This is a genomic window from Burkholderia puraquae, from assembly GCF_002099195.1.
In the GTDB taxonomy this organism is placed as follows: Bacteria; Pseudomonadota; Gammaproteobacteria; order Burkholderiales; family Burkholderiaceae; genus Burkholderia; species Burkholderia puraquae.
The window spans coordinates 273,797-290,133 of sequence record NZ_NBYX01000009.1 but is presented as its reverse complement, the minus strand read 5'-3'; the positions used below and the strand labels follow the sequence as shown (position 1 = coordinate 290,133).

14 protein-coding genes are annotated in these 16,337 nt (G+C 70.9%); 4 read left to right on the top strand and 10 right to left on the bottom strand.

Features of this window, described 5'->3' with window-relative positions:
- On the bottom strand, positions 1 to 437 hold a 437-nt coding region (locus B7G54_RS19630), incomplete at its 3' end, for an isochorismatase family protein (RefSeq protein WP_133059194.1).
- A complete protein-coding gene (locus B7G54_RS38695; protein ID WP_133059193.1) occupies positions 418 to 696 on the bottom strand; it encodes a hypothetical protein in 279 nt (92 codons plus the stop codon). The genes B7G54_RS38695 and B7G54_RS19630, both read right to left, overlap by 20 nt.
- A 16-nt stretch (positions 697 to 712) precedes the next feature.
- On the opposite strand from B7G54_RS38695, the gene B7G54_RS19625 reads away from it, so the two are divergent.
- Genes B7G54_RS19625 through B7G54_RS19610 form a run of 4 tightly spaced genes read left to right on the top strand, consistent with a single transcriptional unit; the run spans position 713 to position 3,935 of the window.
- Entirely contained in the window at positions 713 to 973 is a 261-nt protein-coding gene (locus B7G54_RS19625) for a XapX domain-containing protein (protein WP_085040578.1), read from the top strand.
- Between the two features lie 25 nt (positions 974 to 998).
- Positions 999 to 2,579 carry a cation:proton antiporter gene (locus B7G54_RS19620; RefSeq protein ID WP_085040577.1) on the top strand — a complete coding sequence of 527 codons (1,581 nt, stop codon included), beginning with the start codon at positions 999 to 1,001 and terminating at the stop codon, positions 2,577 to 2,579.
- Positions 2,580 to 2,626: 47 nt separating this feature from the next.
- Entirely contained in the window at positions 2,627 to 3,019 is a 393-nt protein-coding gene (locus tag B7G54_RS19615; protein ID WP_085040576.1) for an OsmC family protein, read from the top strand.
- 31 nt (positions 3,020 to 3,050) lie between these two features.
- Complete coding sequence (locus B7G54_RS19610; protein ID WP_085040575.1) at positions 3,051 to 3,935, top strand: pirin family protein; 885 nt, start codon at positions 3,051 to 3,053, stop codon at positions 3,933 to 3,935.
- A gap of 54 nt (positions 3,936 to 3,989) precedes the next feature.
- Here B7G54_RS19610 and B7G54_RS19605 read toward each other — a convergent pair whose 3' ends face one another.
- Genes B7G54_RS19605 through bcsZ form a run of 8 tightly spaced genes read right to left on the bottom strand, consistent with a single transcriptional unit; the run spans position 3,990 to position 16,335 of the window.
- A complete protein-coding gene (locus B7G54_RS19605; protein ID WP_085040574.1) occupies positions 3,990 to 4,187 on the bottom strand; it encodes a hypothetical protein in 198 nt (65 codons plus the stop codon).
- Positions 4,169 to 5,725, bottom strand: coding sequence for a cellulose biosynthesis protein BcsG (gene bcsG, locus B7G54_RS19600; RefSeq protein WP_085040573.1), 1,557 nt, complete (start codon positions 5,723 to 5,725; stop codon positions 4,169 to 4,171). Before bcsG ends, B7G54_RS19605 begins: the two co-directional genes overlap by 19 nt.
- Before the next feature lie 27 nt (positions 5,726 to 5,752).
- Positions 5,753 to 8,290, bottom strand: coding sequence for a UDP-forming cellulose synthase catalytic subunit (bcsA, locus tag B7G54_RS19595; protein ID WP_085040595.1), 2,538 nt, complete (start codon positions 8,288 to 8,290; stop codon positions 5,753 to 5,755).
- On the bottom strand, positions 8,287 to 9,066 hold the full coding sequence (bcsQ, locus tag B7G54_RS19590; protein ID WP_085040572.1) for a cellulose biosynthesis protein BcsQ: 780 nt from the start codon (positions 9,064 to 9,066) through the stop codon (positions 8,287 to 8,289). The genes bcsA and bcsQ overlap by 4 nt, the downstream gene beginning before the upstream one ends.
- Complete coding sequence (locus B7G54_RS19585) at positions 9,063 to 9,281, bottom strand: hypothetical protein (protein ID WP_085040571.1); 219 nt, start codon at positions 9,279 to 9,281, stop codon at positions 9,063 to 9,065. The genes bcsQ and B7G54_RS19585 overlap by 4 nt, the downstream gene beginning before the upstream one ends.
- A complete protein-coding gene (bcsE, locus tag B7G54_RS19580) occupies positions 9,278 to 11,245 on the bottom strand; it encodes a cellulose biosynthesis protein BcsE (RefSeq protein ID WP_085040570.1) in 1,968 nt (655 codons plus the stop codon). Before bcsE ends, B7G54_RS19585 begins: the two co-directional genes overlap by 4 nt.
- 9 nt (positions 11,246 to 11,254) lie before the next feature.
- The gene (locus B7G54_RS19575; RefSeq protein WP_085040569.1) at positions 11,255 to 15,130 is read right to left on the bottom strand and encodes a cellulose synthase subunit BcsC-related outer membrane protein; all 3,876 of its coding nucleotides are present in this window, start codon (positions 15,128 to 15,130) and stop codon (positions 11,255 to 11,257) included.
- A complete protein-coding gene (bcsZ, locus tag B7G54_RS19570) occupies positions 15,115 to 16,335 on the bottom strand; it encodes a cellulose synthase complex periplasmic endoglucanase BcsZ (protein ID WP_085040568.1) in 1,221 nt (406 codons plus the stop codon). Before bcsZ ends, B7G54_RS19575 begins: the two co-directional genes overlap by 16 nt.
- Positions 16,336 to 16,337: the final 2 nt, after the last annotated feature.

Below are 16,337 nucleotides of genomic sequence, written 5' to 3'. Positions count from 1 at the left end.
TGCGACGTGCCGCCCGATGCGTCGGCGACCGTGTAGATCTCGTAGTCGCCTTCGAGCATCGCGCACAGTGCGAACGTGGTATTGCAGACTTCCGTCCACAGGCCCGATACGACCACCTTCTTGCGGCCGTTCGCGGCGAGCGCGTCGCGCACCTTCTGGTCGTCCCACGAGTTCATCGACGTGCGTTCGAGCGTCTTCTGGTTCGGGAACACGTCGAGCAGTTCGGGATAGGTATGGCCCGAGAAGCTTTCGCTTTCGACCGTCGTGATCGTGGTCGGGATATTGAATACCTTCGCGGCCTTCGCAAGACCGACGACGTTGTTCTTCAGTGCCTGGCGGTCGATCGACTGCACGCCGAACGCCATCTGCGGCTGCTGGTCGATGAAGATCAGCTGGCTGTTCTGCGGAGTAAGTACTTCAAGCTTCGGGTTGCTCATGGCGAATGGCGTCCTGTGAACGAAAAAAGAAGGGCCTGCCTCGACCGCGAGAACGGGAGGAGCCGGAGATGTGTCGCGCCGGATCGTTGTCCGGCTCGCGACATTTAATCCGGAAACGCGCGGCGCGAACACCCACGAAACGGAATCGATGTGATTCCGGAAACGGCGTCCATTCGGGGCCGTCCGCTCTTTTTTTCTTCACGCAAACCCGATAGGCTTTCAAAACTTTGACGGCGCCATTGCGGTGCCGCTCGGTCATCACGAGGCGCTCCCCCATGAAACCGTATGTCTTCTCGCTGCTCGCCGGCATCCTCGCCGGCGTCATCTACGGCGCGATCGGCGTGAACTCGCCCGCGCCGCCGATCATCGCGCTCACCGGCCTGCTCGGCATGCTGGCCGGCGAACAGGTCCTGCCTGTCGCGCGGCGCATGCTCGCCGGCCATCGGCTGAACGCCGCATGGCGCGACGCGAAGTGCAGCCAGCACATGTTCGGTGCGCTGCCGGGCGGCAGCACGAACAAACGCAAGCCCTCGTGACGCGCGCGCTCCGCACTGACCGCCCATGAGCAACGTCGAGCTGTTTCATTATCTGCTGCTGTTGATCTGCGGTGCGGGCGCGCTCACGTGGCTCGCCGAGCGGATTTCGATTCCGCCGGCCGTCGTGCTGCTGCTCGGCGGCTGCGTGGTCGCGGTCGCCGGCAAGCGCGTGCCCGACATGGACCCGGCGCTGCTGCTCGCGGCCGTGCTGCCGCCGCTGCTGATGTCGAGCGGGTTCTACACCGCGTGGAAGGAATTCCGGCAGGAGCTTGCATCGATCGCGTCGCTCGCGCTCGGCGCAGTGGTATTCACGACCGTCGCGGTCGCGCTCGCCGTGCATGCCGCGAACCCGGCGCTGCCGTGGGCCGCATGCTTCACGCTCGGCGCGATCGTGTCGCCGCCCGACGCGGTCGCCGCGAAGGCGATCCTGCAGCGCCACCCGCTGCCTGCGCGGCTCGTCGCGGTGCTCGAAGGCGAAAGCCTCGTCAACGATGCGTCGGGCCTGCTGCTGTACCAGATGGCCGTGTCGGCCGCGCTCGCCGTGTCGATCACGGCCGCAAGCGCCACCGGCCTGTTCTTCTCGCTCACGCTGATCGGCATCGCGGTCGGTCTCGCGTGCGGCCATGCGATGAGCTGGGTACTGCCGCGCCTGCGCGACCCGATGCTCGGCATCGTCGTGACTTTCGCAATGGCGTGGGGCAGCTACGGGATCGCCGAAGCCGTCGAAGGCTCGGGCGTGCTGTCGGTCGTCACCTGCGGCCTCGTGCTCGGCGTGCGCCAGCATCGCGTGTTCGACGCCGACATGCGGATCAAGGCGAAAGCGACATGGGAAGCGATCGTGTTCGTGCTCGATGCGCTCGTGTTCATCCTGATCGGACTCGCGCTGCACGCGATCCTCGCGCGCGTGAACCACGAAGGCGCGGTGCTGATGGCCGGCCTGCGCGTCGCGCTGCCTGCCACCGCCGCCGCGATCGCCGCGCGCATCGTCTGGGTGTTCGTCGCGATGTGGCTGCCGGGCCGCCTGCGCGCGCCGCGCGCCGGCCACGCACCGTGGTCGTGGCGCGAGGCCGTCGTGCTCGGCTGGTCGGGCATGCGCGGCGTCGTGAGCCTCGCGGCCGCGATCGCACTGCCCGCCAACTTCCCCGGCCGCGACCTGATCCTGTTCAGCACGTTCCTGCTGATCATCGCCACGCTCGTCGTGCAAGGTGGCACGCTCGCGCCGCTGATCCGCATGCTGAAGCTGCGCCCGGCCGCGCGGCACACGATGTCCGAGCATGCGGTGCGCGCACATGCGTTCGGCGCGGCGCTCGCCGAACTCGACGCGCTCGAACAGCGCGGGACGAGCCTTGAACGTCCGTCGCTCGACCGCCTGCTCGCCGAGTACCGGAACCGCGTCACCTTCAACGAACGCGCGCATCGCCACGGCGCCGAACCGGCCAACGTGCGGGCGCGCATGCTGCGTGTCGAACTCGAACTCGTCGGCGTGTCGCGCCAGGCGCTGCTCGATCTGCATCGCGACGGCAAGGTCGACGACGCCGTGCTGCACCGGATCGAATCGGAGCTCGATTTCGAGGAACTGCGGCTGCAGCGGCTGCTCGAACCGTAACGCCCGGCCAGCCCGCCGCCCCTCCCCCTTTTTTCCATGGAACTGCAATGAGCGAACTGTCCGTCGAAGCGAGCATCGGCTCCGTCGATTATCTCGTCCACTTCAGCGATGGCGTCCACCAGTGGCGCGCCGACGAACCGGCGCCGCTCGGCGGCGGCGATGCCGCGCCGACGCCTGTCGCGCTGCTGCTGTCGAGCCTCGGCGCGTGCACCGCGATCACGCTGAAGATGTACGCGCAGCGCAAGGGCTGGCCGCTCGCCGAAGTGCACGTGAAGCTCGCGCACGAATCGGGCAGCGCGGGCAGCACGATCGTGCGCCGCATCACGCTCGACGGCGAGTTGTCCGGCGAACAGCGCGAACGCCTGCTGCAGATCGCGAATGCGTGCCCGGTGCACAAGATCCTCACGCACCCGATCACCATCGACACGGCGATTGCCTGACGCGCCCCGCATCGACCACGAGATCCCCACCATGCCCGCCTCGATCAAGACCCTGCTCACGCCGCGCGAAAGCGACATCGGCAACCTCGTCGTGCGCCGCGTGCTGCCCGCACGTGCCGCACGCCTCGTCGGCCCGTTCATCTTCTTCGACGAGATGGGGCCGGCCGTGCTGCCGGCCAATCGCGGCATCGACGTGCTGCCGCATCCGCACATCGGCCTCGCGACCGTCACCTACCTGTTCGACGGCTCGCTGATGCATCACGACAGCCTCGGCTTCCGGCAGAAGATCGTGCCGGGCGACGTGAACTGGATGACGGCCGGCCGCGGCATCGTGCATTCGGAACGCTCGCCCGACGAAGACCGGCCGCGCGAGCAGCCGGTCCACGGGATCCAGACCTGGGTCGCGCTGCCGGTCGAGCACGAGGACACCGCGCCCGCGTTCGTCCATCATCCGGCCGACACGCTGCCGTCGTTCACGCGCGACGGTGCAAGCGTGCGCGTGATCGCAGGCACCGCGTTCGGGCTGACGTCACCGGTCGCCGTGTTCTCGCCCACGCTCTATGCGTATGCGGAATTCGCGGCAGGCGGCACGCTGGCGCTCGATGCCGAACATCAGGAACGCGGGGTGTACCTGGTCGACGGCGACCTCGCCATCGACGGCACGCCGCTCGCCCCCGCGACGATGGCCGTGCTCGAACCGGGCGCGACCGTGGCGCTCGCCAGCACGAACGGCGCACGCGTGATGCTGCTCGGCGGTGCGCACCTGCCGGGCGAGCGGTTCATCGAATGGAATTTCGTATCGAGCGATCGCGCGAAGATCGACGCGGCTCGCGCGGCATGGGCCGATCAGACCTTCGGCAAGGTGCCGGGAGAAGAAGACCAGTGGACGCGCCAGCCGGAACGCAAGGCGCAATAAGCGGGATCGCCCGCAGGCGGGCAACGGCCGGCTCCCATGCCGGCCGTTTTGCGTTTACGTCTTCAATCCCATCAGCTTCGCGAGCGTCGGCCAGCGGTCGAGCGACTCGATGAACGCGCGGCGCGCCTGCTCGTCGACGTAACGCTCGGGATCGAGCGCGGGCAGATGCCGCGCGAGGCCGAGCACGTCGTTCGGTTGCGACAGGCGATCATCGTCGCCGTCGACGGGGAGAATTACTGTTCGTCGATCCATACGCCATCCGGAGTTTTCACCGCGTAGCCCGCGGCCGTCTGCATCGTCACCGTGCCCTCGTTCTCGCCCACCATCCGCGTGCGCGGCAGATCGGCTGCGTACTGCGCGAGCGTCGTGCCCGGCTTGAACGGGCTGTTCGACACGAGGTTCGACAGCAGTTGCGCGAGCGCGAGGAAGCTGGTCGGCTGATCGATCACGGTCGTCGCGCCGTGGTTGCCGGCAAAGCCGACGAGCCGCACGCCGACCGGCCCGTGCACGATGCGCGGCGTCGGGATCTCGCGCAGGCCTGCAACCTGGTCCTTGTCGCCGCGCAGCGCGGCGCCGTGCTCGGGCACGAACACGATCACCGCACGGCGGCCCGATTGTGCGATCAGGTCGGCCAGGTGGTCGAAGTCGTCCATCAGCTTCGTCACGCGCTGCGGATACGAGTCGATGCTCGTCAGCGAACTGCCGACGACGCGGTTGCCGTCGTGCAGGCTGATCGTGTTGTAGTACAGCGCGACCGGCCCCGGCACCGACGCGCGCTGCGCGTACCAGTTCGCGAGCGTCGCGTAGTCGCCCTTGATCTCCGAGCCGTCGAACGCGTGCATCGCGACCGGTGCGGCCGCATTCGACACCGGCGGTGCGTCGGGCACGCCGATGTTGTCGTGGATCACCTGCAGGAAGTTGTCGAAATGGCCGTCGTGGTTCAGCAGCGACTGCACCTTGTAGCCCGCGCTCGCCAGTTGCGAGAACAGGTAGCACTGCTGCGGCGCGGGCTTGTACAGGTCGGCGTGCGCCTCCTGCCCGCAGCTCGCGCGCAGCACGCGGATCGCCGCCGGGCCGCTGTAGCTCGCGGCCGTGCTGAAGTTCGTGAACAGATAATCGAAGTGGCTCAGCATCGGATGGTTGCGCACCTTCGCGGCATCGAGGTCATCCCACGACAGCGAGCAGATATGCAGCACGATCACGTCGAACTGCGCGGCCGGATCGTTGCCGAGATGGCCGAACGTGACCTGCCGCTGCGATTCCTGCGTGCGGAACGTCGCAAGCGCGGCGTTGCGATCCTCCGGCTGGCCGGCAAGCGTCGTGCCCGCCGCGTTCGCCTGCTGCGGGAGCGGTGCGACGACACGCGCCATCAGCCCGCTGCCGGCCTGCCACAGCGGCATCACGATCAGCACGGCCAGCACGAACGTCGCGACGCGCAGCCAGCGGTTGACGATGAAGTAGACGATCAGCGCGCCGGCCACCGTCAGCAGCAGCACCGGCGGCAACAGGCGCGGCAGCAGCTCCATCCAGTAGTCGAGACGGAACGTGCTCACTTCGCGCGCGGCCTCGGCGAGACGCGCGAGCGGCGGCGCATGCATCTCGCGTGCGAGCAGCGGCACCGCGATCGCGATCGCGACGAGCTGCCGGACGATGCGCCACGCACGCTGCCGGATCGGTGCGCTCGCCGCGAGCGCCACCGCGAACGCGAGGTTCGCGAGCCAGAACGGCTGCAGGTGCCCGGTCGCGAACAGCGCGAACTTCAGGATGAAATACAGATTCCAGAACGTCATCTAACCCACTCCATGATGAGCGCCGCGTCAGTCGCGCGCCCGATCGAGTTTCGGCGCCAGCATGGCCTGCAGGCCGCGCGCCGCACCCTTCCACATCCGTACATAGCCGTCCAGGCCAATGCGCAACACTTCCTTCAGCCCGCCGAGCGGCGTGTCGAGGCGCTGGCCTTCGTGCCAGTCGAGCCACGCGTCCGCGCGGCCGAACGTGCATTGCACGAGCTGGCGCTCCTGTTCGAGCGTGAGTTCCTCGAAACTCACGCCGAGATGGGTCGGCGTCACGCGGCTCACGCGCACCGGGAACGGGAACGGCCGGTCGCCGCGCGTCACGCACACCGTCAGCGTGTCGCCGACGGCGACCGGGAGCCCCGGCACCGCTTCGAGGCCGAGGCCGCCGGTCGAGTAGTCGCTCGTGAAGCACGCGGCCGTCGAGCCGTCGGCGAGCAGCAGCATGGCCGGCACGCGCATCGCGATCCGGTGCGTGACGCGCACCTGCTTGGTTTCGCGCGCAACGGCCAGCGCCGCGCCGAGCATCGCGAGGTTGTACACGGTCCAGCCGAGCGTGATCAGGATCGTCGACGCCTCGTCGCCCTGGTCGGCCACGAGGCGCCACACGCCGGCGACGATCGCGAGCACGTTCAGCCCGAACAGCACGAGATACGGCTTCGATGTCGACCAGTCGACGTAGCCTTCGTCGATCTTGCCGCCTTTGTCGGTCACGTTGAACTTGCCGTGCTTCGGGCTGAAGAACGCGACGGTAGTCGGCAGCGCGATGTACCACGCGAGCACCGACTCGTAGACCTCGGCCCAGAACGAATGGCGGTAGCGCCCCTGCATCCGCGAGTTCGCGACGTTCGCGAGCACCAGATACGGGATCACGTAGCTCGCGAGCGCAAGCGACGATGCGTTGATGAAGTACAGGTGGAAGAACAAGTACGCGAGCGGGATCGTCAGGAACACCAGCCGCGGAATCCCGTAGAAGAAGTGCAGCATCGCGTTGCCGTAGCAGATCCGCTGGATGAAGCCGAGCCCGCGCCCGAGGAACGGATTGTCGATGCGGAAGATCTGCGCCATCCCGCGCGCCCAGCGCGTGCGCTGCTTCACGTGGCCTGCGAGGCTCTCGGTCGCGAGGCCGGCCGCCTGCACGGTCGGCAGGTACGCCGACGTATAGCCGCGCCGGTGCAGCTTGAGCGCCGTGTGCGCGTCCTCGGTCACGGTCTCGACCGCGACGCCGCCCACCTCCTCCAGCGCGCTGCGCTTGAGCACCGCGCACGAGCCGCAGAAGAACGTCGCGTTCCACAGGTCGTTGCCCGACTGCACGAGCCCATAGAACAGGTTGCCTTCGTTCGGGATCTCGCGGAACGTGCCGAGGTTGCGCTCGAACGGATCGGGCGAGAAGAAATGATGCGGCGTCTGCACCAGCGCGCACTTCGGGTCGCGCAGGAACACGCCCATCGTCGTCTGCAGGAACGAGCGCGTCGGCACGTGATCGCAGTCGAAGATCGCGATGTATTCGCCGTGCGTCTTCGGCAGCGCGCGGTTGATGTTGCCGGCCTTCGCGTGGCGGTTGTCGTCGCGCGTCAGGTAGTCGATGCCGGCCTCGGCCGCGAACGCCGCGAACTCGGGGCGCCGGCCGTCGTCGAGCAGGTAGACGCGCAGCTTCGCCGTCGGCCAGTCGATGCTCTGCGCGGCGAATACCGTCGGCTTCACGACCGACAGCGGTTCGTTGTAGGTCGGAATGTAGATGTCGACCGTCGGCCAGGTGTCGGGATCGTCGGGCAGCGGCACGATCGGCCGGTCGAGCGGCCACGCGGTCTGCACGAAGCCGAGCAGCAGGATCATCCACGTATAGGCTTCCGCGCCGTACAGCAGGTAGCCGGCGACGGCTTCGACCGGGCCGCGGAAATCGAGCGTCTGCGTGGTGCGCCACCACACGTAGCGCACCGTCGCGAGCAGCGCGAGCGACGCGAGCGCGAGCGTCGGCAGATGGCCAGGCAGGCGGCGCAGCGCAAGCGCCAGCACCGCGACGATCGCGAAGAACGCGAACTGCGCGCCGGGCATCAGCGGCGACATCCCGGCCGCGGCCCACAGCAGCGCGCCGGCCACCAGCAGCAGCGGCGCGAGCCAGCGGCGCCGGCCGACGCCGTTCGCGCGCGCATCGAGCCAGCCGCCCCAGCGGACCCACGGCAAGCGCGCGAGCATCGCGTCGATGCGCCGGCCGACCGCACGCCCGGCCACGTAGACGGGCACGACATACTGGTCGAACCACGCGAGCGGATCGCGCTCGGGCCGGCCGTCGGCCGCGCGCGGCGCACGCACGATCGCGCGCCACAGCCATTCGCGCGGGCTGAGCGGCTGCAGCACGCCCCACTCTTGCGCAAGCCGCCGAAACGCGACGCGCACCCAGCGGCGCACGTAATCGGGCCGGCCCGGCGGCGGTGCGTGGAAGAACAGCCGCACGAGCCAGTCGGCCAGCGTGCGTTGCGCCGGCAACCCGATCCCGCGTGCGAACCAGTCGACCGTGCGGCGGCCGAACGTGCGCAGGCGCGATGCGAAGCCCGCGTTCATCGCGCCGCTCCGCGGCGACCGGCGGCACCGGCCGCCAGCCACGTATCGACCCAGTTCGCGACGCCGTTCAGGTCGTGCGATGCCTGCGAATACGGCGCGTCGTCGAAGATCCAGCTGCCGCGCGCGAGCGCTTCGGGCACGGCCGCATCGACGTGGATCCGCTGTTCGAGCATCGTTGCCGGCCCCGCGACCGCGCGCAGCATCGCGAGCGCGTCGCGCTGCATGTCGCGCGCCGGATTCAGCCGGTTCACGACGATCTGCAGGTCGCCGCCGCCGGCCCGGAGCGCAGCGAGCCGGGCGGCCGTCGTCGCGCAGGCGGTCGGCTCGGGCGGCACGACGACGAGCGTCAGGTCCGCGCGGCGGACCGCCTGCTCGGCCTGCGTCGACGGATAGCGTGCGGTATCGATCAGCACGACGCCCTCGGCCGGCAACGCAATTTCGTCGAGTGCGCGCGACAGCCACGCGGGATCGGCCGCGAGCCGCGCATCGCATGCGGCGGCGCCGGCCGCGTCGACCTGCCCGTACGGCACGAACAGCACGCCGTCGGCGCTGCGCCACGTATGCGCATGCCACGGCTCGGCGCCGCCGAGCACGCTCTGCGCGAGGCCGTGCTCGGCCAGCGAGTCGAGGCCGAGCGTCGCGCCCATCAGGTTCTGCGCATCGAATTCGACGGCGACGACCGGCCGGCCGCGCCGCGCGAGCAGCACCGCGAGCGCGGCCGTGAGTGTCGTGCGGCCCGCGCCGCCGGTCGTCGACGTAATGGCGATCGTCTTCATCGGGCCGCCTCGCCACCACGCTCGCTGCGCTCCGCATCGGGCAGCAGCCGCCCGCGCAGTGCGACCGGCACGAGCTCGCACGGCACCGCGTCGCGCCGGTCGATCCCGCGCGGCGCATGAAAGCCGCGACCAATGCCGAGGTGCTGCGCGGCGATCCACACGGGCACCGCGATCGCGATGCCGACGATGAAACCGATGACGAGTTCAGCGATCATGTGACCCCCTCCTTGCGCAGCGGCATCGCGCTGCGGACGGCGCCGCGCTTGCGCGCAGCAGGAATGACGGGTTCCGGCGCGGATGCGTCGACGGCTTCGGCCGACGGCGCCGCACCGATCGCCTCGAGCGCGACGATCGTATCGATCGCATCGATCGCCCCGCTCACTTCGCTCGCGTCGGGCAACGCCTCGCCGAGACCGGCGCGTGCGGGCGGTGTGCGCGTAGCGCCCGCCGGCTGCATGGCCGCGAACAGATCGCTGTAGTCGGCGATCGGCGCGCGCCGGTTCTCGGCCTTCAGCGCATTGAGCTCGGTGTCGATGCTGGCATGCCCGAGGCACACGACACGGTCGGACAGCGTGTCGACCGGCACGTCGAAGATGCGCGCGAGCGCGTCCTCCGCATCGACCGGCTCGCACGCGAACAGGAATACGTACAGGTGCCCGGCATCGGCCGTCACGACGTCGCCCGCGCGGCGCGGCCGGCAATGCCGCAGCGCGTCGACGTGCGACACGCCCGGCAGCAGCGCGATCTTCGCGAGCGTGTGCGGCAGCGCGAGCACGGCGCCTCGATCGAGCACCGCGCGAATCCGCAGGCAGAACGCGCCGACCGGCAGGTAGCCGAGCACCGAATCGCCGAGCGCGGCTGCGAGCGCCGCACGATAGTCGGCCGCGACGGGCCGCGCATAGAGCTGGCCGCGCAGCGCGTGCACGGCGGCCTGCATCCGCGATACCGGCAGGTCGCGCGCCACGACGCGGCTCGCGCCGACGCTCAGCACGAGCATCTCGAACTGCTGGCGCAGCACTTCGCCGCGCTCGACGACCGCGATCTTCAGCGCGCCGCCGCACTGCCGGCGCAGCGCGTGCACGTCCGCGCACAGCGCCTCGAGCTGCGCATGCGAGCGGAACACGAGCACCGCGGTCGCGGCCTGGGCACGCGCGCAGGCGGCAACGACGGCCGCGTTGTCTTCGACGATTTCCCAGCCGTCCGGCACGCGGTTCGTGCCGTCGAGCACCGCGCGGCTCACGACGACGCGATCCTCGTCGCTCGCGAGCTTCATCCGGTGCGCGGGCTCGGTCGCGCCGCCGTCGACGCTCGCCGACAGCCGGCCGCCCGGCGCAAAGCGCAGCGGCCGTACCTCGCCGGCCGCGAGCGTGTCGCCTGCACGCCAGAAATCGACGATCCAGAGCAGCTCGCCATGCGTGCGCTGCAACTGCGCGACGCCCGAGCAGATACCGTGGAAGCCGCTGCGCGGCGTGCGATCGGCATCGCGCACGAGCGGCGCATCGTCGGTGCGGGCTTCGCCGCCCGCGCGGGCCGCTTCGGGATCGAGCAGCAGCACGAGCGCGATCCGGCGCGTGCGGCACCAGTCGGCGAGTGCGTGCGCCTCGTCGGCGAGCGCGATCGGGTCGTCCCAGCTGAACCAGCGCTGCGCGCCCTCGACGAAATACAGCGAGCGCGCGCGAAAGCCGTAGCGCTTCATCGCGCGCAGGCCGCCGGTCAGCCGTGCAAACGGGCCCGGCGCCGCGCGGCGCGGTGTGTCGGCAGTAACGCCCGCGCCAGCGCCGTCGCCATTGGCCGGCTCGGCCACCGGCGGCATCGCCAGCACGTTCAGGTTACGCGGCCAGCCGGCCGGCTGCGCGCCGCCCGCGAAGCCGCGCGCCTGCAACTGTTCCGCGACGTGCGCCGCCTCGCGCGCGAGCACGACCGTCACGTCGCGCGTGCGCGCCTGTCGCGCGCTCTCCCACACGAGCGCATCGCAGGCCGGCGTGCCGCCGGCCGCGTAGATCGCGTACAGGCCGCCGGCTTCCAGTTGCGTCCACGTATCGGGCAAGCCGTCGATCGCGAGCCGGCTCACCGTGCCGACACGGCCGCCGGCCGGCCCCATGCCCAGCAGTGCGCGCAGGCGGCCCAGCAGGCCGGCGGCGCCGAGCACGGGACGGGTGGCATCGATTTCCGTATTCACGACGTTCCCCTAGTAATCCGAATAAAGTCGCACCGGCGTCGGCGTGACGAGCCAGCTGCGTTGCGCGCGCGCGTCGAACGCATAGCGCAGGTACACGAGCGCCGAACTCGGCGCGTAGTCGTGCGACCGGTCCACGTGCAACTGCGCGCCGACGCTCAGGTGCGGGTTCACGCGGTACTCGACGATCCCGTTGATGCCGTACGAGAACGACACGCCGCGCGTCGAGCTGCCCGCGTACACGAACCCGGCCGCCACCTGCGCGGCCCGCTGGTCCGAGAGCGTCGGGTAAAACAGCGAATCCTTCTCGTAGCTGTTCGAGATCCCGCCCGTGACGGTCAGGTCCCACGACAGCGCATCGTGCCGCCCCGCCCATTCGATCGGCACACCGAGCGACAGGTAGCGCTGCGGGCTGTAGTAGCCGCCCTGCCCGTACGTGTAGTAGCGCAAGTTCTGCGCGTAGTGCCACGCGTTGCCGACGAGCCCGGTGCTGACCTTCATCGTCGCGCGCTCGTACACGGGCACCGTGAAGCCCGTGCGCAGCGTGACTTCCGCATTGCGTTCGACGTTGCGGCCGGACAGCACGCCCGCGCCGAGTTCCGCGAACAGGTTCGTGCGGCCGACGTCGACCGACGCGCGCAGGTTCACGCCGTCGCGGCGCACGCCGCCCCAGACCGCGCCCGTCCAGGGGTCGCGCATCCCCGAGTACGACAGCACGCTGCTCGTTTCCGGCCGCCGCGACGCGTTCACCGAGAAACTGGCCGGGCCCGCGTCGAAGCGATAGCGCACGCCGCCGACGAGGTAATGCACCGGAAAACCGAGCGGCGACGTGCCGAGATCGAAGCGCCAGGCGTCCGACAGATAGCCGGCGCCGAGCGCGACGCCCGTGGCCGTCTGGTGCAGCGAACCCGGCGGATTCGCGATCGATGCAGGCGTCAGCGCGTTCTGCGCCCTGAGCGCCGCGTAGGTGCCGAACGTCTTGAGCGAATACGCGCCCGGGTCGCTCGTGTCGAGCGTGCCCGGGTCGAGATGCACGGTGTCGATCTGCGCGAACACGTGCCCGTCGTAGCGGATCGGCATCTGCATGTAGATCGGCACCTGCTGCGCGCGATACGACGAGATGCCTTCGTCGCCCGACTTGTATGCAGGCGTCCAGCCGGTCTCGATCTCGGGATTGCGCCGCTGCTGGAGATCCGCAAACGCGGCCTGCGCGGGCGTGAGCCCGTCGCGGCCCGGGCTCACGCCCGTCGCGCGTTCCTGCGACTGCGACAACCGGTACAGCGACGCCGCATCGCCATAGCGGCCCTGTGCCTCGGCCACGCGCCCGACCGCGACCGTCACGTCGGCGCGCGCCGGATACGCGGCATGCAGCCGGTCGGTCACCTGCACGGCTTCGTCCGGGCGGCGCAGCGCGTTCAGGCGGCGCACGGCCGACAGTTGCGTGTCGACGTCGTCGTCCGGTGTGCGCGCGAGCACCGCCTGCACGCGCGCAAGCGCGGCCGCACGGTTGCCGCTGTCCTCGTCGATGCGTGCCAGCGCGAGCTGCGTATCGGCATCGTCCGGCGTACGCGCGACGAGCGGTGCGAGCGCATCGCGCGCCGCGTCGTAATGGCCTTGCGCGCGTTCCAGGTCGGCCAGTTCGAGCGCATAGCGCTTGTCCGCGCGGCCGGCCGGGCTCGCACGCTCGAGGCGCTTGCGCGCCTGCGCGTAATCCTGCTGCGCGATCGCCTCGTCCGTCTGCCGCAATTCGAGCCGCAGCGACTGGTCCTCGATCCTCGCCGTCTGCGCGGGCGTCAGCGACGGTTCCTGGCGCAGCGTGTCGAGCCATGCGGCAAGCGCGTCATCGCGCCCCGCGCTGCCGAGCAGGTCGCCGTAGCGCAGCCGCACGTCCGCATCGGCTTCGCGCGGGTGCGCGGCGATCCAGTCGTGCAACGGTGCGAGGCCACGGTCCGGTTCGCCCGCATCGATCCATTGCGCGCCGATCGCGGCGAGCATGTCGGGATCGTCCGGCGCACTCGCCTGCGCCTGGGCGAGCGACGCGGCGAATGCCGTGCGGTCGCCGCGCGCGAGCGCGCCGCGTGCGTCGGCCAGCGCGCCTTCCGCGTCGAGCTTGCGCGCGAGCGCGCGCATCCCGTCCGAACGGTGCGCGTCGTCGACCGGTGCGAGCACGGCCTGCGCACCTGCGACGTCGTCGAGCGAACTGCGGTACAGCGCGGTCGCGTAGCGCATCTCGGGCGTCGCGCTTTGCGCGAGCCCTTCGTCCATCACCGTGCGGCCGAGCTGCGGCAGCCCCATGTCGCGATAGAGGCGCGCGAGCGCGAACCGCGTCCACGGCGCGTCGGGCGCCGCGCGCACGGCCGCCTCGTAGCGCTGCGCGGCGGGCCCGCGTTCGCCCTTGTCCGCAAGCGCGCGCGCCTGGTTCGCAAGCAGGTCGGCACGCAGCCCGTCGAGCGCGCGCCGATCGTCGCGGCCCGTCACGCGGCCTTGCAGCGCGTCGAGCAGCGGGCCGATCCTGTCTGCGCGGCCGGTGTTCTCATACAGCGTGGCCGTGCCGCGCACGGCCGCGAGGTTCGGCGAACGCGCGGCCAGCAGCTCGCGCAGCAACGGCTCCGCGCGCGCCCAGTCGCGCTGCGCAAGCAATGCATCGGCGAGCTGCAGCTTCGCATCCAGGCTGTCCGGCTGCATCGCGAGTGCCGCACGGGCTGCACGCTCCGCGTCCTGCGGACGTCCGGCGGCCGCCGCCGCGCGGCCTTGCGCGAGCAGCCCCCAGAACTGCGCGGTGCGCGCGAGGCCCTGCCATTTGCCGCGCTGATCGGTCGAAAGCGCCGCGGCGCGCATGAACAGCGCGCGCGCTTCGTCGTGCCGCCCTTCGCGCAGGCGCAGCAGGCCGAGGCCGCCGACCGCGTCGGCATCGTCCGCGCGCGCGCGAGCGGCGCGCATGAGCAGCGGATCGGCGCCGCCCAGGTCGCCGCGCGCGAGCGCCTGCAGGCCACGCTGCTGCGCGATGTAGTCGGGATTGCGTTCGAGCTGGCGCTGCGCGTCGCGCTGGCGATCCAGTGCCGCGGCACGGTCGACGAATTCGGTATCGTCCGGCACGAGCGCGAGATACGCATGCAACGCGTCGAGATACGCCGGGTCATTGCCGGCCGACTGCAGCACGCGCCGCCACAGCGACATCGCCTCGGTATGGTCGGCGTCGGCGCGCTTCGCGAGCGCCCACGCGATCCGGTTCGCCTCCGGCCGCGTATCGGCGCGCTGGTTCAAGAGCCGCGCCAGCGCCATCGTCGCGCTCGTGTCCTGCGGGTCGGCCGCGACCGCGCGGCGCAGCGCGGCGATCGCCGGCTCGCGTCCACCCGGCGCGTTCGACACGATCTGGTAATACTCGGCGCCGAGCGCCCCCTCCGGCGCGCCGTTCGGAAACAGCGCGACGATCCGCCTGGCTGCCTCGTCGGCGCGACCGCTACGCGCGAGCAGGCGGATCTGCGCCATTTCGCCGCGCCCGCTCGTCGCAACGCGGTATTCGTCAGCCACCCGCCGCGTGGCGGGCGCATTCGGCGACTGCGCCTGCAGGCGCGCGAGCGACGCCTGCGCGCCTTTCGCGTCGCCGAGCCGCAGCAGCACGCGCACCTGTTCGGCCAGCAACTCGGGATCGCCCGGCGCGATCAGCAGCCCCTTGCGCAGCGCATCGCGCGCGAGGTCGTCGCGATGCTTGACACCCCACATCCGCGCGGTGTCGAGCTGATGCTGCGCATCGGCGGACGCGGAGGTCGCCGGCGTCGCACGGTCCGCCATCGTCGCCGGGGTGCCCGGCGCCGCCGCGCACACCGACGACGCGAGCCACGCGAATCCCGCGACGTGCGGCGCAGCGCGCTTCAGCGGGCGGCGCACGAACGGCCTCCCCAGCGCACGTCGAGCGTGCCGTCTGCGCCGAACCGGTAGCGTCCGTCGCGCCAGCCGAGCCCGAACAGCGTCAGCACGCTCGTGTAGTAACCGGGTGCCGACTGGCGCGCGAGCGTATCGACGCGGGCCGCCTGTGCATCCGCGAGCGCGCGCTGGCCGCGCGCGTCGAGGAACGGCACGGCCGCCGCCGAGAACCCGCCGTTGCCGTCGTTCGGCCCCGCGACGCCCGTCGTCGTATCGACCTTCTCCGGCGGCGCGCCATGCGCGGCGATGTAGTCGGCGAACGGCGCAAACCGCGCGAGCAACGGGGCGGCGAGCGGATCGGCGCGGTCGAGCATGCCGGCCCACAGATACACGCGGATCGCGTTGTACGCGCTCTCCGCATGCGTGTCGCGATCGGGCCCGAAACCCGTGCTCGCGCGATACAGCGCCCAGTCGGGCGAAAAGCCTTTCGGTGCGGTGTCGAGCAGCACGCGCCCGGTGCTCGTGGCGAGCGCGGCCCAGCGCCGGTCGTCGGGCAGCCGCGCGCCGAGCGCGCGGATCACCTGCGGCGGCGAATAGCTCGGGTTCACGCGCCACTGACCGTCGGCCAGCTTGAATCCCGTCGGCCCCGGCAGCAGCGTGAGGCCGAGGCCCGGCACGGTCGCGGTCTCGGCGTCGAGCACGCGCTTCGCGAGCAGCGCGCCGCGCGCCGTGTAGCTGCGCTCGCGCCACAGCCGCCCGGCCTCGACGAGCGCATAGGCGATCCACAGGTCGGCGTCCGACGCCGCGTTCGCGTCGAGCACGCGCCACGCGCCGTCGGGCGCACGGCCCCACAGCCACGCGGGCAGATGCGCGCTCAGGTCGCCCTGCGCGAGATTGTTCTCGGTCCATGCGAGGATCGTGTCGAACATGCGCCGGTCGTTCGCGACCAGCGCGAAGAAAAGTCCATACGCCTGCCCCTCCGACACCGTGCGCGAATCGGCCGAGCCGACGTCGATCACGCGGCCGTCGGCCGAGATGAAATCGCGCTTGAACGCGTCCCAGCGCGGCCACGCCGCGCCGCATCCCGCGTCGGCCGCCGTGACTCCCGCGGCCTGCGCGCGCGTGGCCATGCCGGCCGCCGCGCACGTCACCGCCACCGCCAGCGCGAGTGCCGCGCCGACGCGCCGCGCCGCCCGCGCGGCCCGTCGCTTCGCCATTGCCCGCGCCATCC

Excerpts from the sequence above, each read along its gene's own strand:
- B7G54_RS38695 (WP_133059193.1), bottom strand. The coding sequence starts at position 696 with ATGACCGAGCGGCACCGCAATGGCGCCGTCAAAGTTTTGAAAGCCTAT.
- B7G54_RS19625 (WP_085040578.1), top strand. The coding sequence starts at position 713 with ATGAAACCGTATGTCTTCTCGCTGCTCGCCGGCATCCTCGCCGGCGTC.
- B7G54_RS19620 (WP_085040577.1), top strand. The coding sequence starts at position 999 with ATGAGCAACGTCGAGCTGTTTCATTATCTGCTGCTGTTGATCTGCGGT.
- B7G54_RS19615 (WP_085040576.1), top strand. The coding sequence starts at position 2,627 with ATGAGCGAACTGTCCGTCGAAGCGAGCATCGGCTCCGTCGATTATCTC.
- B7G54_RS19610 (WP_085040575.1), top strand. The coding sequence starts at position 3,051 with ATGCCCGCCTCGATCAAGACCCTGCTCACGCCGCGCGAAAGCGACATC.
- B7G54_RS19605 (WP_085040574.1), bottom strand. The coding sequence starts at position 4,187 with ATGGATCGACGAACAGTAATTCTCCCCGTCGACGGCGACGATGATCGC.
- bcsG (WP_085040573.1), bottom strand. The coding sequence starts at position 5,725 with ATGACGTTCTGGAATCTGTATTTCATCCTGAAGTTCGCGCTGTTCGCG.
- bcsA (WP_085040595.1), bottom strand. The coding sequence starts at position 8,290 with ATGAACGCGGGCTTCGCATCGCGCCTGCGCACGTTCGGCCGCCGCACG.
- bcsQ (WP_085040572.1), bottom strand. The coding sequence starts at position 9,066 with ATGAAGACGATCGCCATTACGTCGACGACCGGCGGCGCGGGCCGCACG.
- B7G54_RS19585 (WP_085040571.1), bottom strand. The coding sequence starts at position 9,281 with ATGATCGCTGAACTCGTCATCGGTTTCATCGTCGGCATCGCGATCGCG.
- bcsZ (WP_085040568.1), bottom strand. The coding sequence starts at position 16,335 with ATGGCGCGGGCAATGGCGAAGCGACGGGCCGCGCGGGCGGCGCGGCGC.